The sequence below is a fragment of the Sporosarcina aquimarina genome (assembly GCF_033253705.1).
Classification (GTDB): domain Bacteria; phylum Bacillota; class Bacilli; order Bacillales_A; family Planococcaceae; genus Sporosarcina; species Sporosarcina aquimarina.
This window is the reverse complement of record NZ_JAUBDH010000004.1, coordinates 237,369-263,097: the sequence shown is the minus strand read 5'-3', so window position 1 is coordinate 263,097 and position 25,729 is coordinate 237,369. Positions and strand designations below refer to the sequence as shown.

At 43.5% G+C, this 25,729-nt stretch carries 24 protein-coding genes; 7 read left to right on the top strand and 17 right to left on the bottom strand.

The annotated features are described in order from the left end of the window. Positions 1-66: 66 nt before the first annotated feature. The 5 genes from fumC to QT716_RS08500 all read right to left on the bottom strand — a co-directional run bounded on the left by fumC (position 67) and on the right by QT716_RS08500 (position 6,302). Entirely contained in the window at positions 67-1,449 is a 1,383-nt protein-coding gene (fumC, locus tag QT716_RS08520; protein ID WP_317935623.1) for a class II fumarate hydratase, read from the bottom strand. Between the two features lie 130 nt (positions 1,450-1,579). Further along, positions 1,580-2,902, bottom strand: a complete 1,323-nt coding sequence (locus QT716_RS08515) for an ABC transporter permease (RefSeq protein ID WP_317935622.1) — start codon at positions 2,900-2,902, stop codon at positions 1,580-1,582. Further along, the gene (locus QT716_RS08510) at positions 2,892-3,590 is read right to left on the bottom strand and encodes an ABC transporter ATP-binding protein (RefSeq protein WP_317935621.1); all 699 of its coding nucleotides are present in this window, start codon (positions 3,588-3,590) and stop codon (positions 2,892-2,894) included. The genes QT716_RS08515 and QT716_RS08510 overlap by 11 nt, the downstream gene beginning before the upstream one ends. 577 nt (positions 3,591-4,167) lie before the next feature. Next, a complete protein-coding gene (locus QT716_RS08505; protein WP_317935620.1) occupies positions 4,168-5,742 on the bottom strand; it encodes a flotillin family protein in 1,575 nt (524 codons plus the stop codon). Positions 5,743-5,768: 26 nt separating this feature from the next. Then, positions 5,769-6,302: a hypothetical protein gene (locus QT716_RS08500; protein WP_317935619.1), complete on the bottom strand. Its 534-nt coding sequence runs from the start codon at positions 6,300-6,302 to the stop codon at positions 5,769-5,771. Between the two features lie 253 nt (positions 6,303-6,555). On the opposite strand from QT716_RS08500, the gene QT716_RS08495 reads away from it, so the two are divergent. The 4 genes from QT716_RS08495 to QT716_RS08480 all read left to right on the top strand — a co-directional run bounded on the left by QT716_RS08495 (position 6,556) and on the right by QT716_RS08480 (position 10,812). Then, complete coding sequence (locus QT716_RS08495) at positions 6,556-7,176, top strand: DUF47 domain-containing protein (protein ID WP_317935618.1); 621 nt, start codon at positions 6,556-6,558, stop codon at positions 7,174-7,176. A gap of 12 nt (positions 7,177-7,188) precedes the next feature. Then, positions 7,189-8,187, top strand: a complete 999-nt coding sequence (locus QT716_RS08490) for an inorganic phosphate transporter (protein ID WP_317935617.1) — start codon at positions 7,189-7,191, stop codon at positions 8,185-8,187. A 157-nt stretch (positions 8,188-8,344) separates the two neighbouring features. Continuing rightward, a complete protein-coding gene (locus QT716_RS08485; protein WP_025783780.1) occupies positions 8,345-8,545 on the top strand; it encodes a cold-shock protein in 201 nt (66 codons plus the stop codon). Between the two features lie 155 nt (positions 8,546-8,700). Next, positions 8,701-10,812 (top strand): MMPL family transporter, encoded by a 2,112-nt coding sequence (locus QT716_RS08480; RefSeq protein ID WP_317935616.1) that lies wholly within the window; start codon positions 8,701-8,703, stop codon positions 10,810-10,812. 44 nt (positions 10,813-10,856) lie between these two features. On the opposite strand, the gene QT716_RS08475 is transcribed toward QT716_RS08480, so the two are convergent. The 3 genes from QT716_RS08475 to QT716_RS08465 are packed head-to-tail and all read right to left on the bottom strand — an operon-like array spanning position 10,857 to position 12,190. Further along, positions 10,857-11,027: a hypothetical protein gene (locus QT716_RS08475; RefSeq protein WP_317935615.1), complete on the bottom strand. Its 171-nt coding sequence runs from the start codon at positions 11,025-11,027 to the stop codon at positions 10,857-10,859. After that, positions 11,024-11,500, bottom strand: a complete 477-nt coding sequence (locus QT716_RS08470; RefSeq protein ID WP_317935614.1) for a hypothetical protein — start codon at positions 11,498-11,500, stop codon at positions 11,024-11,026. The genes QT716_RS08475 and QT716_RS08470 overlap by 4 nt, the downstream gene beginning before the upstream one ends. 42 nt (positions 11,501-11,542) lie before the next feature. Further along, positions 11,543-12,190, bottom strand: a complete 648-nt coding sequence (locus QT716_RS08465) for a pentapeptide repeat-containing protein (RefSeq protein WP_317935613.1) — start codon at positions 12,188-12,190, stop codon at positions 11,543-11,545. Between the two features lie 267 nt (positions 12,191-12,457). Here QT716_RS08465 and QT716_RS08460 point away from each other — a divergent pair, with 267 nt between their 5' ends. Then, a complete protein-coding gene (locus QT716_RS08460) occupies positions 12,458-13,585 on the top strand; it encodes a CAP domain-containing protein (protein ID WP_317935612.1) in 1,128 nt (375 codons plus the stop codon). 70 nt (positions 13,586-13,655) lie between these two features. Here QT716_RS08460 and QT716_RS08455 read toward each other — a convergent pair whose 3' ends face one another. The 9 genes from QT716_RS08455 to QT716_RS08415 form a co-directional block, all read right to left on the bottom strand. Continuing rightward, on the bottom strand, positions 13,656-14,216 hold the full coding sequence (locus QT716_RS08455; protein WP_317935611.1) for a superoxide dismutase family protein: 561 nt from the start codon (positions 14,214-14,216) through the stop codon (positions 13,656-13,658). A gap of 70 nt (positions 14,217-14,286) precedes the next feature. Next, positions 14,287-14,667 carry a hypothetical protein gene (locus QT716_RS08450; protein ID WP_317935610.1) on the bottom strand — a complete coding sequence of 127 codons (381 nt, stop codon included), beginning with the start codon at positions 14,665-14,667 and terminating at the stop codon, positions 14,287-14,289. Positions 14,668-14,785: 118 nt separating this feature from the next. After that, positions 14,786-15,979 carry a class I SAM-dependent rRNA methyltransferase gene (locus QT716_RS08445; RefSeq protein ID WP_317935609.1) on the bottom strand — a complete coding sequence of 398 codons (1,194 nt, stop codon included), beginning with the start codon at positions 15,977-15,979 and terminating at the stop codon, positions 14,786-14,788. 96 nt (positions 15,980-16,075) lie between these two features. Next, the gene (locus tag QT716_RS08440; RefSeq protein WP_317935608.1) at positions 16,076-16,960 is read right to left on the bottom strand and encodes a DMT family transporter; all 885 of its coding nucleotides are present in this window, start codon (positions 16,958-16,960) and stop codon (positions 16,076-16,078) included. A gap of 99 nt (positions 16,961-17,059) precedes the next feature. Further along, on the bottom strand, positions 17,060-18,547 hold the full coding sequence (locus tag QT716_RS08435) for a carbon starvation CstA family protein (protein WP_317935607.1): 1,488 nt from the start codon (positions 18,545-18,547) through the stop codon (positions 17,060-17,062). A gap of 131 nt (positions 18,548-18,678) precedes the next feature. After that, the gene (locus QT716_RS08430; RefSeq protein WP_317935606.1) at positions 18,679-19,410 is read right to left on the bottom strand and encodes a LytR/AlgR family response regulator transcription factor; all 732 of its coding nucleotides are present in this window, start codon (positions 19,408-19,410) and stop codon (positions 18,679-18,681) included. Further along, positions 19,400-21,145, bottom strand: a complete 1,746-nt coding sequence (locus QT716_RS08425; protein WP_317935605.1) for a sensor histidine kinase — start codon at positions 21,143-21,145, stop codon at positions 19,400-19,402. The genes QT716_RS08430 and QT716_RS08425 overlap by 11 nt, the downstream gene beginning before the upstream one ends. Before the next feature lie 92 nt (positions 21,146-21,237). Next, positions 21,238-22,254, bottom strand: a complete 1,017-nt coding sequence (locus QT716_RS08420) for an NAD(P)H-dependent flavin oxidoreductase (RefSeq protein WP_317935604.1) — start codon at positions 22,252-22,254, stop codon at positions 21,238-21,240. 30 nt (positions 22,255-22,284) lie between these two features. Next, entirely contained in the window at positions 22,285-22,482 is a 198-nt protein-coding gene (locus QT716_RS08415; protein ID WP_317935603.1) for a YwbE family protein, read from the bottom strand. Between the two features lie 134 nt (positions 22,483-22,616). Here QT716_RS08415 and QT716_RS08410 point away from each other — a divergent pair, with 134 nt between their 5' ends. Beyond that, a complete protein-coding gene (locus QT716_RS08410) occupies positions 22,617-23,069 on the top strand; it encodes a MarR family winged helix-turn-helix transcriptional regulator (protein WP_317935602.1) in 453 nt (150 codons plus the stop codon). After that, a complete protein-coding gene (locus tag QT716_RS08405) occupies positions 23,066-25,720 on the top strand; it encodes an MMPL family transporter (RefSeq protein WP_317935601.1) in 2,655 nt (884 codons plus the stop codon). Before QT716_RS08410 ends, QT716_RS08405 begins: the two co-directional genes overlap by 4 nt. Positions 25,721-25,729 lie beyond the last annotated feature (9 nt).

Below are 25,729 nucleotides of genomic sequence, written 5' to 3'. Positions count from 1 at the left end.
TCTTGAAGGTTGTCCTTTCAGCATACAGCATCCGATATGCTTGTGCGGTTACAATATTGTGGCAACTTACAAGCCGGTCATTTTAGAAGGATCTACCCACTCATTGAACTGTTCTTCTGTTAGCAATCCTGTTTTAAGAGCTGCCTCTTTCAGTGTTGTTCCTTCTTTGTGAGCTGTTTTCGCGATTTTAGCTGCATTTTCGTACCCGATATGCGGATTAAGTGCAGTTACGAGCATCAGTGAGTTTTTCACTTTGTTGTCGATTTCTTCACGATTCGGTTCAATTCCAACTGCACAGTTGTCGTTGAAGCTGATCATGCCTTCTGCTAACAATTTTGCTGTCTGTAAGAAATTGAAGATGATGACTGGTTTAAATACATTGAGCTCAAAGTTTCCTTGGCTCGCTGCAAAACCGATTGTTGCATCATTCCCCATCACTTGTGCAACGACCATCGTCAATGCTTCACTTTGTGTAGGGTTCACTTTCCCTGGCATGATTGAGCTGCCTGGCTCGTTTTCAGGAATTGTAATTTCACCGATACCTGAACGCGGACCGCTTGCTAACCAGCGTACGTCATTGGCAATCTTCATAAGATCCGCCGCAAGTGCTTTCATTGCTCCGTGTGTGTAAACGACTTCGTCATAGCTCGTCAATGCGTGGAATTTGTTTTCAGCTGATGTAAATTCGATACCTACTGATTTTGAAATTTCTTCTGCCACTTTGTCTCCGAATCCTTTTGGTGCATTCAGACCCGTACCGACAGCTGTACCGCCGATTGCAAGTTCTTTCATTGATTGGACACTTTCTTTTAGCATCTTCTCAGTTTTCACAAGCATTTGATGCCAGCCGCTCATCTCTTGTCCTAGTGTAAGAGGCGTTGCGTCCTGCAAGTGAGTACGTCCGATTTTGATGATATCCATGAACGCCTCGGATTTGTCCCCGAGCGTTTTCTTTAGTTTTTCAAGTGCTGGAATCAGTTCACGTTCCACAGCGATTACTCCGGATACATGTAGCGCTGTAGGGAATGTATCATTTGAACTCTGTGACTTATTCACATCGTCATTCGGATGCAGACGCTCTTCTTCGCCCCATTCTTCCAACAACTGGTTACCGCGGTTAGCGAGTACTTCGTTCATGTTCATATTGGACTGTGTTCCGCTTCCTGTTTGCCATACAACGAGCGGGAAGTGGTCGTCCCATTTACCTTCTAATACTTCATTCGCTGCAGCAGAGATTGCTTTCATCTTCACTTCTGACAAATTTCCATAGGAGTGGCTCGCAATTGCTGCGGACTTTTTCAAATGTGCAAAGGCTTGGATGACGCCCGTCGGGATGCGCTCTCCACCAATTTTAAAGTTTTGTTTACTGCGCTGCGTTTGTGCGCCCCATAGTTTGTCTGCTGGGACTTGAATTTCACCAAATGTATCATGCTCAATACGGTATTCCATCCTAAAAACCCCTTTTCGCAATTAAATTCAATCTCTTCTTATCTATCATGCCGGAATTCTTCTGTAAAATCAAAGATATTTGAATCGGTAGAATGAGAAAAAGACTCGCCGCAGTAAGCGAGTCTTCCTTTTATAATTCTTGGCGCAGTGCATCGATGACATCTATTTGAGTGGCTTTCCGGGCTGGACGCCATCCTGAAATCATAGCTACACTGATGCTTATGGCTGACGCAATCACAACAAGCTGCCATGGAATGATGGAGAACGTGACGTTCAGCTCCCCAAACTCTTCCTCTCCCAGCGCCGCACCAACTATGAGCGGTAAGACGTAATTCGCCAGGATACTAATCGCATAAGACAAGATGACCGCAATAACGGTCCCAATGATACCAATCCACGCACTTTCCAGTAAAAATAGCCGTTGAATCAGTTTCGGTTTCGCCCCGAGCGCTTTCATCACCCCGATTTCACGAGTACGCTCAGTAACCGCCATCGTCATCGTATTGAAGATCCCTATAGAGGAAATCAAGATCGCGATGGTTCCGACAAAGATGAGTCCTGCTTTTAACGCTAAGAAAAAGACATCGATTTGTTCCAATTCTTCCGATATGGAATAGACAGAATATCCGTCTTCTTTTAACGAAGTTGTGATTTCTTTTACGTTTTGAAGTTCATCAGCATAAATGTTTAAATTCATACTGAAAAGTGTCTCATCGCTCGCTTCCGGTTTGTGGCGGTCGTAAATGGCTTCTAACTCCGAAATCAGTGAAGCGTCTGCATATATTTTACTATCTGAGATGAAGTCTTTTGCAGGAGCTTTGGCAACTCCAACGATTGTCAGCTTAACAGGTTCTTTGTAAGACTCATATGTTTCGTAACTGCCCATTTCATAAGTGATTTTCTTTTCTAGCAGTTCTTCCTCATAGTGAGGGAGTTCCAGTTCATCTAGTTCTGTGTCACTCAAATCCTTATCTTTTTGCTCCGCTTCAAATTTTTCAACTTCTTCTTCATTTATTAAGTTTTCTGCAAAATCATGTCCAACAACAACTTCGTATTCCGATTGTGGTAATCTTCCCTTTTCTAAAGTGAATCCTGCTTTTTGTTCCTCGCCAAAATTTGAAACGATAAGTTCGCTTGTGCTAGTGTATTTGTCCAATGTTGTTTTCTGATATGCACTGACTTGCTGTCTAAGAACTACTGCTTTTACATGGTCCATTCCCTTCATTTTGTCCGCTTTTTCTTTGGTTAAATCTGCACTATACACTTCCACTTGGGTGACAAGGCGATTATCAAGAATTTCACTTTTTAATGTGTCCTGGATTCCAAATCCGACAGAAGCTAACGTAATCAGAAAAGCTGTTCCCATTGTTGCTGCTAAAATCGTCATGAAGACACGCAACTTGTTCTTTTTTATATGTTGGCTGACAAAATCTAATTGATCCTTAAATTGCATGATGCACACCCTCCGCTTTCAATACGCCGTCATGCATCTGATAAATCTCATCTGCAATTGAAGCAACTTCATCGTCATGAGTAATAATGACGAATGTGATTCCTAGGGACTCATTCAACGAAAGAATGAGTGCAAGTATCTCTTGCTCCGTTTCCGAATCCAGACTCCCTGTTGGTTCATCCGCAAAAATGATCGGAGGATTGGTTATCAAGGCACGGGCAATACTGACGCGCTGCTGCTGACCACCTGATAGCTCATTCGGATAATGGTCTTGAACTTCTTTCAAACCGACGTGCTGGATGAGCTGCTTCACTTGTTTTGTACGTTCTGCTTTTGGGGCGCCTTTCAATTTCAAAGGAAGTTCTATGTTCTCAAATGTCGTAAGCCCAGGCATGAGTTGAAAGTTTTGGAAGATGAACCCAAATTGGTCAAGCCGGAATTCTGCACTCTGGGTTTCAGTGAAGTCAGAAGTGACCGTCCCATTAATCGTAATCCGCCCGCTTTCAGGCTTTAAAAATCCAGCCATAATATGTAATAGCGTGGACTTCCCCGATCCGCTTCTGCCGACAATGGAGATGATGGATCCTTTTCTCACCTTAAATGAAAGGTCTTTCAGAACTGACACGGGGCGCTCTTTTCCTTTTTTACCAATTTTGAATGAATGTTGAATATGTTCTACGTGAATCATTCTGATATCCTCCTCTAGTTTGCTACTACGTTAAGTATGACAGTCAAATCTTTAGAAGAAGTGTATGAAAAAGTGAAGAATTTCTTAAGATGAAGGACGTTTGGCCTGCCCGAATTCGGCACTTAATGCTTTTTTCGGCGAAGCCCAAGGTCTTGATTGGTTAAGGGCACTTTTTGGCAAGTTTGAGGTTGTTGGATTGGGGTTTGGTTCGCGCGCGGTGGGGTTATGATCACTTTTCTAGATTTATGAGCGGTTTCCCGGCGTTATGAGCACTTTTCGAGGTTTATGAGCGGTTTCGCAAGTTTATGAGCGCTTTTCAAAGTTTATGAGCGCTTTCGCAAGTTTATGAGCGCTTTTCGAGGTATATGAGCGCTTTCGCAGATTTATGAGCGCTTTCGCAGATTTATGAGCGCTTTTACAGGTTTATGAGCGCTTTCGCCGCGTTATGAGCACTTTTCTAGGTTTATGAGCGGTTTCTCGATTTTATGAGCGATCCGCCCTGTTTATGAACATACCTCCCCTGCAGAGCACAAAAAAGCTGTTCTCCCCAATCACCTGGGAGAACAGCTTACTTTAGTTATTCCTTATCTGATGGATCATCCGATGCGGCTTCTTCAGTAGTTGCTGCAAGGGGGGAGCGCGGTTTCTTAAGTTCGTCTGCTAAGTTGTCAAGACTTGGGCGTAATGTCCCTTTGCCTGCATAACTCTCGAGCATTTCTTTAATGTTAAGACCTGTAGTGGCTCCGAGTGATTCCTGCATAGTCGCCATTAGATCCGTTGCATAACCTGTTACTTTGTTCGCACCGCCACCTTCTCCGCTGCCTGTATCGACTACTGTAATCTTATCGATATTCGCAAGTGGACTTGCGACTTGCTTCGCGTATTCTGGTAACATGCCAACAATCATATCGAGCATTGCTGCCTGACCGTAATGTTCAAAGGCTTCTGCAATTTTGCGCTTCGCTTCTGCTTCTGCGAGACCTTTCAGGCGGATGATTTCTGCTTCTGATTCACCTTGTGCACGTTGTGAATCGGCACGAGCAGTACCGTCAAGACGTACTTTTTCAGCATCTGCTGCTGCGCGTGCCTCGATACGGTATTTCTCAGCATCGGCTTCCGCAAGTTGACGGGACTTTTCAGCCGCTGCGTTTTGCTCAACCGCATAACGGTCCGCATCTGCTTTTTTCTTAACTTCTGAATCGTATTGACGCTCACGACGCTGGATCTCTTTTTCTTCGAGTTCAATTTGTTTCTGACGTTCGATAATGCGGATTTGCATTTCTTGCTCCATGACTTCCTGCTTAGAGCGAGCAGTCTGCAATTCGTACGCTTGGTCAGCACGTGCACGAGCTGCGTCCTGTTCTAAACGATACTCCGCAATTTTCAACTGGTTCTCTTTTTCAGCTTCTGCAATTTCAGTCGCGCGTTCAATCTCTGCTTTCTGTGCTTCTTTAGAAGCCTCGGCATTTTTGATACGCGTTTCCTTTTCTGAGATGGCAGTCGCAATGTCCGCATCGCGTTTAACTTGTGCAATACGCGGCTTACCAAGTGAATCCAGGTATCCGTTTTTGTCCCGCACGTCTTTGATGGTAAACGATACGATGATCAAGCCCATTTTCGCCAAATCTTGTGACGCCACACGCTGTACTTCTTGTGAGAACTTATCACGGTTTTTATAAATTTCTTCAACTGTCATCGATCCTAGAATAGAACGTAAATGACCTTCAAGCACTTCTTTTGCTTCGTTCTCCCGGTCTTCTTTCGATTTTCCAAGGAACTGTTCGGCAGCTGTAGCAATTTCTGAAATAGAACCGCCAATCTTGATAATGGCCGTACCATCCGCCATTACGGGTACTCCTTGCTCCGTATACACTTCTGGCGTTGTCACTTCAAGCTTGCTCGATAGCAAACTGAGCGGTGCTGCCTGTTGGAACACCGGCAGGACGAACGTTCCGCCTCCGCGTATGATTTTCACTTTATTTCCCGAATCATCCGTATGGACGTTTTTAGTCCCGATGTAACTGCCCGTTACAATCAATGCTTCGTCCGGACCTACTGTCCGGTATTTAGTTACGTAAACAAGTATGACAGCTAATACAACAAACACAGCAACTGCAATTGCAATCCAAATCCCTGGCAATTCTACTGGCATTTCATGTCCCCCTTAAACTGGTTAGATTATTTGAAACGGAAAGGCTCGTATTCTTTGACGATGAACGTCCCTGTAACCACCTCGATAATGAGTACTTCTTTTCCATAGTCAATAGGCACGTTATCGTAACCAGAAGCGCGCTTTGACAGCACACCATTGACCGTTTCGATGACAATTTCACCAAACCCATCCTCGGGAATCGGCACGATTACTTTAGCGACTTTTCCTGCAAGTGATTCATCTGTGTATGCTATCGAGACTTCAGCAGATTTGAGCGGCAGTAAAATAAAGAAATAAAGCAAGAAGTCTAATATGCCCGCAGCTGCTAAAGAAATAACTAAGACGAAGACACTGCTGAGATTCGTAGCAAGCTCCAGTACATACCCCCACGTCGCAGTTAATGTGATGAAGGGTAAGATAACAGCAGGATCCAGCAGAGGAAATGCATCACCTGCCCCGTCTGTTAAATCACTGAAAAACAAATAGAGTAACGTAGCAATTCCAGCAATGATCAGGATCGGCAAATACAGTTCTGAAATCGTCATACCGAACAGTTCCATTTCAAACACCCCCTTATATCTATTGTATACGATTAACTATCAGAAAGGATTCACTTGAAAGAATATTTTGTTACACCTCCCTCATTTTGTATGATTCTTTAAGTAAATGTAAACAACTGATGGGATGTAAGTTTTTTAAACTTACTGTTTTTGTCGAATCCAGTCAAAAATTGTTCCTATTCTGCTGTTGAATTTGCTATGATAGATAAGTTATTAACCCATTACATTTTCCGGTAACGGATGGAGGCCAATCATGTTTAGTCCAAGAAAAACAGATCCTTTTTTTGCTGCATTGCTAACGATTGCAGAACACGTACAAGAAGCGATGCATTATGCAAATGATTATAAAGTGACATCCGTTGCGGACTTGAAAGAAGTCAGCATTGTATTAAAGAAATACGAAACGGATGGTGATGATCTGATTCACGAACTCATCACAAAATTGAACACATCCTTCATGACGCCGATTGAGCGCGAAGATATTTTACAACTTGCTATTAAGATGGATGATATTTTGGATGGTATTGAACATTTCGCTGCAAACTTGGAAATGTTTTCATTGATTGACATTGACGAGTACGTTCAGACATTCATGACAAACATTGTGAAAAGTTCAGACGAAATTGTGAAGGCGATGAAGTTACTGGAACGTAGAAAGCTTGTAGAAATGCGTGATCATGCAGTTACCATTAAAGAGTATGAACGCGTTTGTGATGAAGTGCTTCGAACTTCTATCAAGCAGCTATTCATCCGGGAAACAGATCCTATCCGTATCATTCAATTTAAAGACATTTATGAACTTCTAGAAGATATTGCAGATTACTGTCAGGATGTCGCCAACATGATTGAGACGATCATCATGCGTAACGCCTAAGGAGGCATACTGATGGATACTGTCTTATTTCTTACTATATTAATTGTTATATTTGCACTCGCTTTTGACTTTATTAATGGGTTTCACGATACAGCGAATGCAATCGCGACCTCCGTATCCACTCGCGCGCTGAAACCGCGCGTAGCGATTTTGTTAGCGGCAACGATGAACTTTGCAGGCGCCTTAACGTTTACCGGTGTTGCCAAAACAATTTCAAAAGACATTGTGGATCCGTTCACGTTAGAAAATGGTTCCATTGTGATTTTAGCTGCCCTGCTCTCCGCAATCATCTGGAATTTAGTAACATGGTACTTCGGAATTCCTTCGAGTTCGTCACATGCGCTTATTGGATCGATTGCAGGTGCAGCGATTTCTGCTGCAGGTGTCGGTATTTTGAATTACAGCGGGTTCATCAAAATCATGGAAGCTCTTTTAATTTCACCCGTCATTGCAATAGTCGGTGGATATATTGTCATGACGATTCTTCGGACTGTGCTAAAAAACCGAAATCTATTCAAAGCGAACAGACGCATTCGTTATTTACAAATACTAACAGCTGCGATCCAGTCGTTTACACATGGCACAAACGACGCTCAAAAAGCAATGGGTATCATTACAATGGCTCTCATTGCAGCCAACCTCCAAACAGGCGATGACATTCAAATGTGGGTGCGCATTGCTGCTGCGACTTCAATGGGTATCGGAACTTCCATCGGTGGATATAAAATTATAAAAACTGTCGGCGGAAAGATTATGAAGATCCGTCCTATACACGGAGCTGCAGCGGACTTGAACTCGGCTGCGATTATATTTGGGGCGACTTTACTGCACCTGCCTGTTTCCACAACACATGTTATTTCATCTTCTATAATGGGCGTTGGATCAGCACAACGAGTGAAAGGCGTAAAATGGGGAACTGCAAAAACGATTGTTATCACGTGGATTATCACCATGCCAATCTCAGCAATTGTCGCTGCATTGTTGTATCAATTGCTTATCTTGTTTTTCTAATACGAAACATTTCGGTTGCGTCGTAAACTAGCGTCTGTTATGATAAAGAAGAATTATTTTTGTTCGACGCGATGGTAGAGTTTACTCCACCTTTTCAAGACTTGAGCAAGGATAGTAACACAATGTATGCACAACAGCATACGAGGAGGAAACAAACATGGAACATGGTAAAGTAAAATGGTTTAACGCAGAAAAAGGTTATGGCTTCATCGAACGTGAAGATGGCGACGACGTATTCGTACACTTCTCAGCAATCCAAGGCGAAGGCTTCAAGACTCTTGAAGAAGGCCAGGATGTAACGTTTGAAATCGAGCAAGGCCAACGCGGTCTTCAAGCTACAAACGTTGAAAAGAACTAATTAAATTCAACCTTTCAAAACCGTTCCCTTTAGGGGGACGGTTTTTTTATGCTGTTTTATGATGAACCCGAATTTCACTTACTAAATAGTTCCATTCCTTGTTACTACCCGATATGATGAACATAACGACTTTTACATAAGAAAGAGGGATTTACATGAAAGCATTCTCCGGATTTGTTACCGCTCGCTATAAGTGGCTGATCACTGTCTGGGTGCTATTACTCGTTGGACTTGCGGTATTCGCCGTTCGTCTGCCGAGTCTATTAGAAGGCGATGGCTTCCGCATGGATGGTGAACAAGAGGACGTTGCGAAAACACTGACCCGCGAATTTGATCAGCCCGATGAGACGATGTTCTTAGTCTTTGAAGGAAAAAATGATGACGAAATCAGTGAAGCGTTAACCTCTGTAGGGAACCTGGACGTGACAACTGGCATCAGTTCACCATTGAATGAAAAATCCCAGTATAAAAAGGATATTTCCTATGCGATGCTTCAATTTGACGACAGTGAAAGTGATAAATCGGGTCTTGTAGGCGACATTCGTGACGCTGTCGGAACTGGCGACGGGATTACGCTAACAGGGCAATCCCCTATTACAAAGGATATCAATGCAGCAAGCCAAAAAGACTTGATGGTTGCTGAAGCCATCGGTTTGCCGATAGCACTTATTGTGTTGCTGTTTGCATTCGGAACGGTGACGGCTTCGTTAGTTCCAATACTTATCGGAATTGTAACAATCGGCACCTCATTCGGGATTCTGGCATTGTTCGGCAAACACGTAGACTTATCGATTTTTGTCCTCAATATCATTCCGATGCTCGGACTCGCACTCAGCATCGACTTTGCACTGTTATTCATCAGCCGATACCGTGAAGAACGTAAAATCCAGCCTATTGAGAGTGCTGTTCTCACAACCATTGAAACCGCCGGCCGCTCCATAATTTTTTCTGCATTTTGCGTTTTCATCGGACTTGGTGCCATGCTGCTGATCCGTGTGGATATTTTCCAAAACATTGCCCTCGGCGGCATGATCGTCGTTTCTATGGCAGTTCTTGCGTCGATTACACTGCTTCCGTCTGTATTACTTGTTTTAAAGGAACGAATCGACAAAGGAAAAGTTCTTCGCGTGAAAAGCGATACAGATCGTTGGCGTTCATTTGCGGAAACAGTTATTAAGCGCCCCGTCATTATTACGATAGTCGCTTTGGTTATCCTCGGCATTGCGTTAATTCCTGTGCGCAACATGACCCTTACAATTCCGCAAATCGATTCGTTGCCTCTTTCCTACGACACACGTTCTGCATATGAAAATATGGAAGATGCATTCGGGATGCGTGATGAATCCACTGCATTTGTGATCGCTGAACGAAAAAATGGATGGGAGGATGAGAACGGCCTCTCTGCACTGAAAGATGTTCAAGAATCACTAGAATCCGATGAGCTAACAAGCAAGGTGACCACGGTTTTCTCTGAAAGCGGTATTGATGATCCTATGACGCTTTCACAGACACTGCAGGTTCCGGAACAAGCTGCTCAATTGAAACCGTTACTTGAAACATTCATAAATGATGATCTGCTGATGATCCCTGTTACACTAGATGCGGACGGTTCTTCCACTGAAGCGCAGGAATGGGCTCGTACTTGGTCGGAGAAAAAGACTCCATGGAACTTACAAATTGGAGGAGAAGCGAAATTCAATCAAGAAATATTTGATGAAATCGCTGATAACATCGTCTATGCCCTTCTCATCATTGTCGTTTCAACTTTCATTATTTTAATGATTGCATTTCGTTCGCTGCTCATACCGTTTAAAGCCATTTTGATGAACATAATAGGATTATCGGCGTCATTCGGCATTCTCGTCTACATTTTCCAGTATGGTCATTTTGGAATTCATCCAGGTACTATTGCACTGATCATCCCGGTTATTGTATTCAGCTTGGTGTTTGGGCTCAGCATGGACTATGAAGTATTTTTAATCTCCCGTATGCAAGAGTCTTATTTGGAAACAGGGGACAATGATAAATCGACTGTCGAGGGCTTAGCATCTACAAGTAAAGTCATTACTTCCGCGGCACTTATTATGATTGTATTGACAGGTGCATTCGCGTTTACGGATGTTATGCCCGTCAAACAAATTGGAGTTGGAATTGCAATTGCCGTTGCGATTGATGCAACAATTATTCGACTGTTACTCGTTCCAAGCCTTATGAAACTTTTCGGTGATTGGAATTGGTGGCTGCCCTTCCGTAAAAATAAAGGATAAACCCTAAAAGGCACACACCCTGTACATCTGGGTGTGTGCCTCTTTTATAGACTTCGCTCAGTGGATTCCGCCAATTCAATAACACTCGGCGATTCCATCAATGTGTTTTCATCAGGCTGGTCGTGTTTAAACGTTGCCATCACGAGAAAGTAAATTGCAGCAACCGTTACAATTGTTACGACAACCATTGCAATCGCGATTGTTTTGCCTTTCATCGGATAACGCCTCCGTCCTCCACTTTCTTAAATCCTTCTTCTTTTAGGTAATCGGACGCTTCTTTATAGTCACCGAAACTGTCTTCCAGGTTCAGACCGTGATAAATATTCCAAGCACCAAGCTCTTCTTTTAGTTCGAGTTTTGAATTATGCCCATCCAACCAGACTTCTTCAATTGGTTCTGCTTCTGAACTTTCTTCTGCCAACCCTTGGATAGCGTCTTCAATAATTTGGCGCAGTTCTGATTCTGATGCTTCGCGCACGTTAACCAATCCGCGGTCATCTGGTTCGTAACCCGGTACATCTGCAACATAAACGAAAGCGTTCCCATTAGGATGAAGGTGCTGTACGACTACAGTCTTGTCGAATTTACTATCTGCATAATGATAGTTAACGCGCTTCATGGAAATATCTTTTCGTGTTAGTTGCGGGAAAGATTCAATTATCGCTTGTTTTTCTTCAAATGTTAGCATAACTTGCTCACTCTTTTCTTCATTTAGTTTCGGTTCAGTATATCACGATTCTTCATTTATCAATAACCCGAACATCCGTGCGAATCCTACAGCTTGTTCTTTCGAGACGATACAATTCGCTATTTTTGCAGGTGATACTTCTAGTCGCTCAAATGAGCATTTAGACAAATCCAAGCCTGCAAGGTTCGTTTCTCTGAAATTCGCGTTTTCGAATTGAATCCGTGTCAACTTCATATCTTTTAACACACATTCAAAAAAGTCCGATTCCGAAAACTGGGAATCCTCCAGTTCAACGAGTTGCAGCTTACTGAAACTAAAGCTGCTGTATCTAGCATCACATTCTTCTAACAAGACATTCTTAAGTGTTGAATGATCGAAATTTGCACCTGTCAGTTTGCAGTTTTTAAACTCACAGCGTAAAAGGTCAGCGTGGCCTGCCGTGGCATTCGAAAAATCACAGCGGTCAAATACGGTGTCTACAAACGACGCACCCGACAAATCCATACTTGAAAAACTGCAGTCTGTAAAAATTGAATCATCAGTTGAAAGCTGCATACCGGATGTAAATCGTAAGTCCCCATTCTGAACAGTCACACCGCGCAGTGTTCTTGGATCCGTCGGAATCTGTTCAGCAGTCAACGTTTCATGGCTTATCGATAGTTTCGGCTTTTGGCGTGCCGTTTTTTTCATATACATGCTCCTATCTCGTTTTCCATTCGGTAATTACTACAATAAGAATGACGACGGAAAACGCTACGATATAAAACCAATCAGGAATGGTACTGAGTCCACTAAACATTTTACCCTCTCCTTTACACCCGTTCCCGTTCAACATTCTCTTCATTCCAAAGTATACCTGTTTTCTACTATTTTCGAAAACAGAACCCTTTTTAAAAAGTGCTCACACTGTATTCAAACGACTTCTGCAAGGTATACTAAGGTGAGGAGGCGAAATAGTTGAAACGATTGTTCCTATTCTTCTTATTATTAGTTGCTGTCTATATAGCGAAGCCTTACTGGGAAGAGCCTGTTTCTCGGTATGTGAACCTGTCCTTTCTGGATCCAATAGATGAAAAGTTCGAAAACGTGGTCAATAAAGGGTCAATTGAATCGACAATCGATTCACTTCGTACATCTACCCAAGATCTTGTCGGTATCATTTCTTCTAAAACAGAACGGTTACGCGATGCGAAACAACCTGTAGATAAACCTACCCTGGCACAGCCGACAGCATCACCCATCTCGGTTAACAACCTGGAAATCGGCGATTCATCTGAACAAGTTACAGCAGAATTGGGAGAACCCAAATCCCAATCCATCAATGAATACGGAACTGAATGGCTAACGTTCCACACGGATTATCAAAACTTCGTCATGGTATCATTCGATGAATCGAATCGGGTAGGTGCACTGTATACAAACGACGATCTGCTTTCTTCTACAATAGGCGTTACGTATGGGGCAGAAAAAGCGGATGTCAGAAAAGCGCTCGGACAACCACTTACCAAAATGCGAAAAGGCCTTAACCTATTTGTCCTTCAAGAGGACGAAGGAATGGATCTTTTTAAAATAGAAGACGTGTACGCGTATGTATTTTATGATTTACATCAAAACAGCCAGGTGACGGCAGTGGAGCTCGTATCTGTTGCCCTTGAAAACAAGAAAAAATCACTGTATGCTGATCGCAGCGAAGCACTTCGCAACGGGTTTGAACGCCAGTTATTCGATTTAACAAATGCCGCACGCGTCAGACATGGCCGTTCTATTTTAGATTGGGATAATGCGGTAGCTGGAACTGGGCGTAAACATAGTACTGATATGGCAGAAAATGATTATTTCGCTCATGATAACTTACAAGGATTGTCACCATTCGACCGTATAAAAGACGATGGAATACGCTTTAAACGCGCAGGCGAGAATCTTGCCTACGGACAATCCAGCAGTATATTTGCACATGAAGGCCTCATGAATTCCAAAGGGCACCGTGAAAACATTTTACTGAAAGATTATAGCAGTCTTGGTGTCGGCGTCAGTTTCAATAAAGACATGCAGCCATATTTTTCAGAAGAATTTCTACTCAGATAAAAAAAGCCGAAACCTGCTAAGTCGTCCGCAGGTTTCGGCTTTTTCTTTACTTGTTTCTTTACTTGTTTCTTTACTTGCTTCTCTCCTTAATCTCTCCACATGCAATTCGATCGCCTGAATTCCCCGCGGGATCAGTTTTGTAATCATCCGGACCTGCATGAATGACGAGGGCACTTCCGTCTTCATCAAGCAACGAATTCGGTTTTCCAGGCTGCAGCACAACATTATGCATGGATAGCTGAACAGCAACTTTTCCATTCTTCCCTACTTCCAAGTTCGGTAAATCGCCGAGATGATACCCTTTCGGATTATCAAAACCGTGTTCTTTATCGGTCGGGTTAAAATGTCCGCCCGCAGACTTGAAATCAGGCGGTGTGCATACTCCCTTTTCATGTAGATGAATACCATGAGTGCCGGGTTCGAGCCCTTCGGCTTTCAAACTAATCGTCAAAACCCCATCGTTCTCTGTTAAATGGGCTTCCCCAATTTGCTCTCCAGCAGTATCAATCAGTGTCGTTTCTATGGATTTTGTTACTCCTGAGTTCACGGGTGCTGTCGAGTTCATGGAGCCGCACCCCGACATTACGGCTATTAAAGCAACTGTGAAGATTCCTTTGTACAATTGTTTCATATCGATTTCAAACCTCCTTAAGGAGAGGTTGGCTTAAAATCAGTAAAATATGTATCTAAAAACAACATAGTCAAAGTTTCACTTCATCGCTCATTTCAAAAACGTCAAAAATATCGCGCTGGATGATTAAGGATATGATTTTTTTGTTCTTTTTGAAATAATGGACGTTTCCGACTCGAGCTTCTTCGATTTCTTCCCAGCCCCACTTTTCGATCTCGTGTAAGTAATCATCAGAAGGCGTTCCTTCTTCGTCCCCGATGTTTTTCATTTTATATTTAGCAGACTTGGCAATTTCTGTCGTACAATCTTCCGGTCTCACTTCATACGCATTTTTAGGTACAGGGAATCCTTCGTTAATGACGGCCATCCGATAGCCATCGTCATGGGAATACGTATAGGAGCAACCAGACAGCAACATGCCTAGAATGAGTATTCCGGCCATCCGCTTCATATGAAAAACCTCCCGAATTGTTCTATCACTTCAAGAATACTTCATAAATTCGGTCGTGTCTTCAACGTTTTTGTGACAAAAAGCGCCTAAGTGCAAAATAGCACTTAGACGCTTTCCCTTATTTCAATTTCTGGATAATGCATACTTTCAAGTAGTTGAACTCGGGATAATCCCGGTTTGTGCGGAAGTCTTTTGGTAAAGAAGATTCCTCTAGAATTTTATACTTCGTGCCAGATGTTTTGAATGCTTCGTCGATGAACGTCTTGAACTTTTTCATACTGAAGCTTGCGTTATTCGTCGATGCGACGATAAAGCCCTTTTTCTCCGTAATCGCGATCGCATCCTGCAGTAATGCTGTATAGTCTTTTGCTGAACTGAACGTGTACTTTTTAGAACGCGCAAAGCTGGGTGGATCTAACACGACTACGTCGAACTTGAGTTCGTGACGTTTGGCATAACGGAAGTAATCGAAGACATCCATTACTTTAATATCTTGTGCTTCATAGTCGATGCCATTCACACTGAACTGTTCAATCGTTTTCGCTAAACTGCGCTTCGCTAGGTCAACACTTGTCGTTTTCACAGCACCGCCGCTTAACGCAGCGACTGAGAACGCACCCGTGTAAGAAAACGTATTCAGCACATGATTGCCTTCTGAGTATTTGTCGCGAAGTGCTGCACGGACGTCACGCTGATCAAGGAATATCCCCGTCATTGCACCATCATTCAAGTCTACTGCAAAATTCATGCCGTTTTCTTTAACGATGATCGGGAAATCTCCAGGAGTTCCTGATACGTAATCATCTTGGTCAATATACTGACCTTTCGTGTCAAAGCGCTTTTTCTCATAAATCGCTTTCGCATTCACGATTTTGTCCAACACGCCGTAGACGTGATGCTTCATGGAGTAAATGCCTTCGCTATACCAGCTTACCATGTAGTAGCCATCGAAATAATCGATAGTCAATCCGCCAATTCCGTCGCCTTCTCCGTTAAATAGGCGGTAGGCAGTCGTTTGTGTATTCAGCTTAAAGTTACTGCGTCGCTCGATTGCCGCGCTGATACGGGATTCGAAAAAGTTGAAGTCGATTGCTTCTTCTTCTTTTCTCGTTAGCACCCAGCCGATTCCTTTGTTTTGGTTACCGTAGTAGCCTTTAGCAATGAAGCGGCGGTTCCGGTCAATCAGGCGAAGTAAGTCGCCTTCTTCTTTTAAGACTTCCGGGTTCATGACAGCATCTTTTAAAATAAGCGGGTAGCCTTTCTTTAAAGCAATACCACTTTTATCGTTTACGAGTACATCAATTATTTTCATGTTTTCATCCTTTTCTACGGATAGTTATGTCCGTTCGCGCATTTTCTTTATTATCGCACGTTTGGTGTTGAATTGCGATGCCTTCCTAATACACAGTCACAAAATCGACTTGCGAATTTTTCTTTTTAGTAAAAACGAAGGCTTTGTTTCTGCGAGCAGAATTGCCAGTAAAATGAGTGCAGCACCGATTATCATTTGTCCTGTGACAATTTCGCGAAGCATGATGATGGAAAAGATCATTCCCCATAGGGATTCCATTGATAATAGAATAGCTGCTTTTGTTTCTGTGACGTGTTTCTGCGCAACGGTTTGCAACAGGAACGCGAGTGTTGTGGAAAACACACCTAAATAGAGGAGCGAAGTTGCTGAAGTTGCTGTCATTGGTAGAGCTGCTTCACCTTTTACCCCCGTCACAACCCACGCGATGACTGCAGCAACCGTCATTTGTATGAGTGTAAGTGTAATCGCATCTTCCTTACGGACAAACTGACCTGTGTAAAAAATATGGAATGCAAAAAGTATCGCACACAGTAGAGATAACATATCACCAGGGTTGACAGTGAGCGTTCCATTTAACGATAAAAGCGCTATACCCGCCATCGCTAAAAATGCCCCGATGAGTTCAAATCGACTCACTTTTCTGCGGTATAAAACGAAGGCGATGAATGGCACGATCAACACATTCACAGCAGTTAAAAACGCATTGTTGGACGGCGTTGTAAATTGCAGACCGACCGTTTGAAAAGCAAAGGCCCCATAGAGAAATACCCCTAACAGACTTCCCTTCCAAAGAACTGTCTTAGAAAGGTTAAACAGTTTTTTATAAAACACAACTCCCAGCAAAACAGCGCCAATGGCAAACCGTCCAGCTAGAATTTGATATGGACTAAAATAATCTAACGCAATCGCGCTGACGGGAAATCCTGTCCCCCAAATGATGGCCGTCACAAGCAGGCCAATCTCACCAATGTATTTACGCATCCAGCATCCCCCTGTCTTTGATAAGTATACAAGGGATCTGGGATTCAAGTATAGAAGAATATGAAAAGACCTTCGGATTGGTTACCGAAGGTCTATCTATTATTCCGGTGTTGTCGTTGCAGCAGTCGCTGCGCCAGCTAATGCATCGTCCCAATCCGGGGCTGTCACTTCTAGCGGGATATTCTCTTTGCGCGCTTTGAGGGCTGCAAAGAAGAACAATGCCACCAGGAAAATCGAAATCACACTAGCACCTATCAACGAAACTTCCATCGGCAATCTGAACCCAATTGGAGCATTCAAGATATATGTCGTAGTTGCCATGAGCATGAATGTCCCTGGCACGAGTGCAATCCAGTAATTCTTTTTGGCGATGAATAAATACATCGCTGCCACAAAGAGCGCAATAACCGCAGTGGACTGATTCGCCCATGAGAAGTATCTCCACAGGATATTAAAGTCAACAAATGTTAATGCAACAGATACTGCAAATAACGGAAGTGCAATCCACAGACGGCTTAAGATTTTCAACTGTGGTAATTTGAAATAGTCCGCAATAATCATACGCGCACTACGGAAAGCCGTGTCGCCTGAAGTGATTGGCAAGATAATTACTCCAAGAATTGCAAGTGTTCCTCCAACAGCACCAAGCATAAGCACAGAAGCCTCACTAACAATCATTGCAGGACCGCCAGCAGCAAGTAATTCGTTCAATCCCACAGGTCCATTGAACAATGCCATACCAGCAGCTGCCCAGATCATTGCGATAACGCCTTCAGCAATCATCATACCGTAGAAGATTTTACGACCTTGCTTTTCACTTTGTGTCGTACGTGAAATGATGGGTGTTTGTGTTGCATGGAAACCAGACAGCGCCCCACAAGAAATCGTTAAGAATAGAAGTGGGAAAATCGGAATATTATCCGGATGTAAGTTTGAAAGTGTCAATTCAGGAATCGGAGCACCTGTAATCAGCATCCCTCCGCCAACACCAAGTGCACTGATGATCAGCAGCAATCCGAAAATCGGATAGAAACGTCCGATTATTTTATCAATCGGAAGCAGCGTAGCAAGAATGTAGTAAATGAAGATAGCAGCAATGATGAAGCCCATCGCGACCCAACCATTCATCAAGTTGTAAAGTAAGCCTGCAGGGGCTGAAACAAATACCGTTCCAACGAGCAGTAAAAGCAAGATTGCGAAAGCGTTTACAAGATGTTTCATGAATTTACCAAGGAATTTACCGGCAAGTTCTGGTAAGTGTGCTCCGCGGTTTCGAATGGAGATCATGCCTGTTAAATAGTCGTGTACTGCCCCTGCAAAAATGGCTCCAAGGACGATCCAGAGAAACGCAACAGGGCCGTATAGTGCGCCCATGATTGGACCGAATATTGGTCCCACTCCTGCGATATTAAGCAGCTGAATCAATGAGTTTTTCTTTGTATTCATCGGTACATAGTCAATGCCGTCTGCATTTGCATAGGCCGGCGTCTGACGCTCTTCCTTCACACCGAAAACGCGCTCCACGAATTTCCCGTACGTGAAATAACCGACAACGAGTAACACTACCCCAAATAGAAATGTATACATGCAACTCCCACCCCTTTGTCTTTTTATAATCTGTTATCAGTCTAGATTAATTATTCAAACAATGGATGGGTTTTACGCTAAGATGTCATAATTCAGGATCAAGATGCACTTTAAGCATGCTTACGTGTTGTTCAATGTTCAAGTGTTGCGCGTAATCCTTTTACATAATTACGGCTCACCGACAGTTTTTCTGGGATCCCTTCAATTTCAAGCTGATAAGCGCCATTGAACCATGGTGATAGACGGCTGACATGTAAAAGATTGACTAGGTAACTTTTATGAATCCGATAAAACGAAAAAGGAAGTAAACGCTTTTCCAACTCTTTCAGTGTCAATTTCACTTCGTATACTTCTTTCTTGGTAGTAATACGTGTGACGCTGCCTTCACGACAAACGTATAAAATACTATTAATGGGAATGTAGACGATTTCTCCATCCTTCTCCATAGCAAGTTTCCCTAACTGATGAAGAGAATCGTTAGCCGTTTCTACTGTTTCCTTAACCTTTATGCGATGTAATGTTTGAGTGAGCTGATCTTCTTCATATGGTTTTAATAGGTAATCGATTGCGTTCACACGAAATGCATCTGCAGCGAATTGAGGATAGGCAGTTGCAAAAACGATTTGAGGCGGTGTCTTCAATTCTTTCAAAACGGCTGCAACTTCGATTCCGTTCATCTTGGGCATTTCCACATCCAAAAACACGACGTCCGGCTGCAGTCGAATCGCCTGCATAATTGCGGTGTCTCCTGAATCTGCTTCTCCTACAATCTCCACATTTGGATGACGGCTCAGTAAAAATATGAGTTCTTCACGTGCATAGCGTTCATCATCCACGACAAGTGCTCGAATGTTAGATGGCATGACGGATCACCTCTTCTTTTGGAATCGCAAAACGTACGATTGTGCCTTTGCCATTTTCTGTTGTAAATTGAAGTCCTGCTTGGTCTCCAAACGTCATCATCAAACGTCGATGTACGTTATACAGTCCCATGCCGGTCCCGAACTCAGACTCAACCGGGTGCTCTCCCAAACTTTGCAGCCGTTCGGATGTGATGCCTTTTCCGTTATCTTGAACTGTTATAACGGTTTCGCCATCTTTTGCAGCAATGATCACTTTTACGACACTTCCCCGTGCCATATCAGCAATTCCGTGTTTAACCGCATTTTCGACAATGGGTTGAAGCGTAAGAGGCGGGATAAGCTGTGATAGAACGGTCGGATCGATGTCAAAGTCAATCGTCAGTTTATCAACAAAACGGGCTTCTTCAATTTGAAGATATGCACGAACGTGTGCCAATTCTTGTTCAAGCGTCACCCTGGACGCTGTTGTTCCTTCAACATTTTGACGGAGGAATTTTGACAACGAGGTTAATAACTGACGAGCCTGATCAGGGTCGGTACGTATTAGTGAAATGATTACGTTCAGTGAGTTAAAAAAGAAATGCGGACTGATTTGAGCTTGCAATGCTTTTATCTCTGCATCCTTCGCCAGTTCGTGCGCTTGGTCCGCAGCGGCAATTTCCAACTGATCACTCAATAGTGAACTTAAGCCATCGATCAATTCAATTGTGACGTCTGTAATCGCTTTTTCAGAAGGGTAATATAATTTCAAGGTGCCGACTACTTGGTCCCGCTGTTTTAACGGTGCAATGACTGCAGCCCCTAGCGGACAATCCGTGTCGACACAGTGGATCGCTTGGTCATTTACCACAACACGGTTTCCGTGCTGAAGCACTTCTTTTGTAATATGTGTTTTAATCAGACTGTATGAGCGGTGATGATCACTAGCGACACCAACGTGTGCAAGTATTTCGTTCCGATTCGTCATGGCAACTGCGCTTGGTGAAAGCTCATTAAATAGAATTTGGCATACTTCATTACATGTATCAGGTGTCATACCTTTGCGTAAGTGAGCGAGCGTTTGGTTCGCAATGCGTAATGTTTTTTGCGCTTGAAGCGCAGTTGCCCTGTCCTGCTCACTCATGACGTTATATACAATAAGAAGAAAAATAGCCGTACCAACACCATTTGCGATGATCATCGGCAGACCAATCGCTTGAACCAATGCCCATGCTTCAGTAAATGGCTTTGACAAGAGCAGGATAAGACCCATCTGCATAGACTCCGCCAGTGCACCGATTGCAAAAGCGGTTAGTGGCTTGACTGTTTTCCCTTTTTTATAGAAATAGCTTGCTACTATTCCAGACAGGATGGTCGATAATCCACAAGAAAATGCAGTAAATCCACCTAGAGTCATGCGATGGAGTCCTGCAATCAGTCCTGCACCAATACCAAAACGATAGCCCCCAAGTAAGCCTGCCACTACAATACCAATAACACGGGAATTGGCGATTGCCTCGTCGCCAGCTAAATTCATCGTCACACTATTGAAATGGAACGTTTCAGTATTAAAAGCAACACCTAAATAAGTACCAATAATCCCAAAAAACCCGAAAAATACAATAGCACTAACAGTTTGCCTGCGATCGAGAGTGTCGTGGTGCACAAGCTGCTTAAAGAATCGGAAACGCGTCAAGATGAATGCAACTGCGACAATCGTACCCACACGTTCCAACATAATGATCAGTAAATCCACTGTGCCCTCACCTCTCAATCTTTTATTCGTTTAAGTATACTGTATTTTCCGTCATCTCAAAAGAGAAGAATGTACGAATACATTCTCCCCGCTTATTGTTTTGTTAACAATGTTTTTACAATGCTCTCAACAGAGCCTGCTTGCGTATGATGAACTGAGGTGCCGGCCCATAACGATAGAAATTCCGAATTACTTTGGGCAGCGGCCTCTTTTCGGATACGTTTCGTCAAATCGTTTTGGTAGGGATACGGTGCAATTGCAGATCGGTTCATCTGTTCGATGAATCGATTATGAATACCACGTGCCGGTCTGCCAGAGAATGCCTCTGTAATCACCGTATTATCCGAAGTTGCATTCAAAACGGCTTGTTTATAAGCATCTGCTGCACCACTTTCCTCTGTTGCAAGAAGAGCTGTTCCAATTTGAATTGCGGATGCACCGTTTTTTAGCAGTTCGACCATGCGCGCGTTATTGGCAATTCCCCCAGCCGCAATGATAGGAATCCGAATAAGTTCACGGACTTCTGTTAGCAATTCATCTATTGGAATGAGTGGCCCTTCTGGATGAAATGACCCTCTATGTCCGCCAGCTTCAGCACCTTGAATGACAACCATGTCTAATCCCGCTTGCTCAACAGCCATTGCCTCGTCCACAGTTGTTGCAGTTCCTATTAAAATGATTCCAGCTCTCCGAAGTCTTTCAACCGAGTCCTCATCTGGAATTCCAAACGTAAACGAACAAACGGCTGGCTTTTCTTCTATAACTACTTCAACCTGCCCATGAAAGTCTGGCTCAGACAACGGAACTTTCCAAAATGGCATGCCTAGTTGTTCACCGATTGGCTGCAGTGCTAAATACGCTAAGCGCAGTTGTTCTTGGTCAAAAGGTGTGTTGTCTGGAACAAATAGATTCACGGAAAATGGTCTTTTGGTTAATGACTTCACTTTCTGAATTGAAATACGTGTGTCTTCGGCAGATAAATAACCTGCTCCAATTGAACCTAAGATTCCCACTTCTGCACATGCGGTAACGAATTCAGGCGTTGTAATACCTGCCATTGGTGCTTGAATAATTGGATGTTGAATACCTAGAGTTTGTTTGAACTCCATGATCTCCCTCCTATTCGGGTGCTGCTATTTTTAGTTCTCTAAAATGTCACACACTCTGCCGACTTGTCCATCTTCAAGACGCACTTTAATGCCGTGAGGATGATGAGCTGAATTCGTCAATAAGTCTTTGACCACACCCTCTGTTTTCACACCGCTTCTTTGGTCTTTCTTTAAAATGACTGCCACTCTTAACCCTGGATGAATATCACTTCTGTTTTTACCGTCCATCATTATCACTCCTTTTCTATTAGTTTAGCACATGAGCAGTTCCGGAATGTGTACCTAGTTCATCAGAATCTTTCTAGTTGACGTCTGATAGTTTATCCCCTAAACTAGTAAATGGTTTAGGGGGTGAACTGATTATGAAAGAAACACTATTAGAAGCGATTGAGTTATTCGAGGAAGTAATTATTTACGGAACTGAGCATTTCCTAAAATCAGTTCAATCTCCAATATGGAAAGAATATTCACCAGAACAGATCCAAACGTTAAAGCTTTTAGCTGCTTATGGCTCATTATCAAACGGCAAGCTAGCTGATTTACAAGGCGTACACAAAAGTGCCATCACGGCGCGATTGAAGAAACTCGAAGACAAAGGATTAGTGAGAACAGAACGTTCCGAGCAAGACCAGCGCGCAAAAGTGGTGCGCCTAACAGATGCTGGCCAAGAGATTCTTGCTGCATCCAATACGGCGATTAACGAAACGATTGCAAAACTCTTTCATGATGAAATATCTGAAGAAGAATTGGTTCAATTCGTTAGCACGTTCCGTAAACTGAAAGATATTTTACAAATGGGGGAGTATGACCAATGAAAACGATATTGAAATTCAGGTGGCCGATTTTCATCGTCCTGCTCGGTCTTGCAATCGGATTACTGTTCGTTGCTCCAGATCTTGCGAAGCAGGCGGAAGATGCCGGTTCATTCCAATTGGCCGATGATGCCGATTCTCAAAAAGCTGCGGATATCCTGGAAAAAGCAGGTGCCTCAGAAGATACACTTTCGCTCGTCTATGACTTCGACAACGCCGTGACTGATGAAGACAAAAAAGCAGTCCAGGCCACAGCAAAAGAGATTTCGGATTTAGGAAAACCTGTGACCGATGTCATGGATCCATTTGAAAGCGAAGAGATTGAGGACCAACTCGTCTCGGAAGATAAAAAGACGGTGCTCGTTCCGATTACAGTAGACGGTTCAGAAGAAGAAATCATTGATCTGAGCGATAAAATCCGTTCTGAAATGCTTCCGAAAGACACAACTGTCTATTTGACTGGTGAAGCCATCATCAATAATGATGTGAACGACAGCGCGCAAGAAGGATTGAAGAAAACGGAAGTCATTACCGTTGTCCTTATCTTTGCTTTGCTGCTTATCGTGTTCCGTTCAATCGTGACACCAATCGTTCCATTGATCGCTGTCGGGATTACGTACTTACTCAGCCAATCACTTGTTGCATTCTTCGTCGATTGGTTCGGATTCCCGGTCTCCAATTACACGCAGATCTTCCTAGTCGCAATTCTATTCGGTCTCGGTACCGATTACTGTATCTTGCTCTTGAGTCGATACAAAGAAGAGTTAATTGAAGGGCATGAAATCCAAGAAGCGATTGTGAATACGTACAAAACCGCTGGCCGAACTTTGATTATTAGTTCACTTGCCGTATTCATCGGCTTTGCAGCAATCGGATTCGCAGATTTCCCAATCTTTAAATCCGCAGTTGCGGTTGCTGTCGGAATCGCAGTTCTGATACTCGTGCTATTCACAGTTGTTCCCTTGTTCATGATGCTGCTGAAAGACAAATTGTTCTGGCCAGCAAAACAAGCTACGACTCACAATGACAGTAAATTGTGGATCCGTTTCAGCAAGCTGTCGGTTTCACGTCCATTGCTCTCCATGGCCATCGTCGCTGTCATCACGGTGCCATTATTGCTAACGTACGACAACGACCTTTCTTTTAATACTGTGGATGAAATCGACCAGTCGAAAGAATCCGTAAAAGGATTGAATTTGATTTCTGAAGGATTTGGTAAGGGGGATTCTCTACCAGTCCAGGTCATTTTGAAAGACAAAAATTCAATTGTTGATGAAAAAGACGTCCCTTACTTAGAGACAATCAGCCGTAACTTAGAGAAAGTGGATGGAGTGAAATCCGTCCGTACGATTACTCGTCCAACGGGTGAACAGATCGACGATTTAAATGTCGATAAGCAGTTAGGGTTAATCTCCGATGGCTTAAAAGAAGCGAACGACGGCATAAAAAGCGTTCAAGACGGACTCGGGCAAGTTGAAGGCGGACTAAACGATACCGCAAGCCAGCTGCCGTCCGGAACTGAAGCATCGTCAGGCGGTGCCGGATTACGTCAGGCAGCACAAGGAATCGGGCAGATCAATGACCAGCTCGGTCAAATTGCTGGAGGACTGTCGCAAGGAATGCCAGCTGCTCAGGCTGCAGGCGGTTTGAATGAACTAAGTACAGAACTCGGTAAGATTTCATCAAGTTTGAATGGTGCTGCAGGCCAGATTGAAGGGTCCGGTTCTCAGATCGGGCAGCTGAGCAACGGACTTGGTCAACTTGCCAAAGGAGTTACTGATTCTAAAAATGGTCTCACTGAAATCAGCAAAGGGCTCACTGAAGTGACGGATATGCTGAAAGATATGAGTGAAACACCAAGCATCCGCGATACAGGAATCTACATTCCTGCAGGTACACTTGGTGAAGAAGAGTTCCAGCCAGTCATCGATCGTTATACATTCGGCGATGAAACCGGAATTCTCATGGAAGTCATTTTGAAAGATGATCCTTATGCCCGCGAATCGATTACCACCGTACATGCGATCAAGGACAGCGTAAGAACTTCTGTCATCGGTACTCCGTTTGAAGATACCGAAGTTGCGTTTGCCGGTATTTCCAGCATGAACTCAGACCTTGATGATATTTCATCGAAAGACTTTACCCGGACCGTGGTAATCATGTTGGTGGGACTGTTCGTTGTATTGACGATTCTCTTCCGTTCTGCAATCATGCCACTGTATATGATTGGTTCGTTGCTGCTGACTTACTACACAGCCATTTCCGTGACGGAGTTGATTTTCGTAAATATTCTGGGCTACGACGGCATCAGCTGGGCAGTTCCATTCTTCGGATTCATCATGCTGATTGCACTCGGAGTCGATTACTCAATCTTCCTACTCGACCGTTTCCGTGAAGAGAGCATCAAAGGAAGTACGATTGCCGATGCATTGAAGATTTCCATGGCGAAGATGGGTACAGTCATCATCACGGCAGCTGTCATCTTGGCCGGTACATTCGGTGCCATGATGCCGTCCGGTGTATTGAGCCTTGTACAGATTGCAACCATCGTCATTACAGGTCTTTTGCTGTATGGCCTCATCATCCTGCCGCTTCTGATTCCAGCGATTACCGTATCGTTCGGCCGAGGCGTCTGGTGGCCATTCCGCGGTTGATGGATGCTA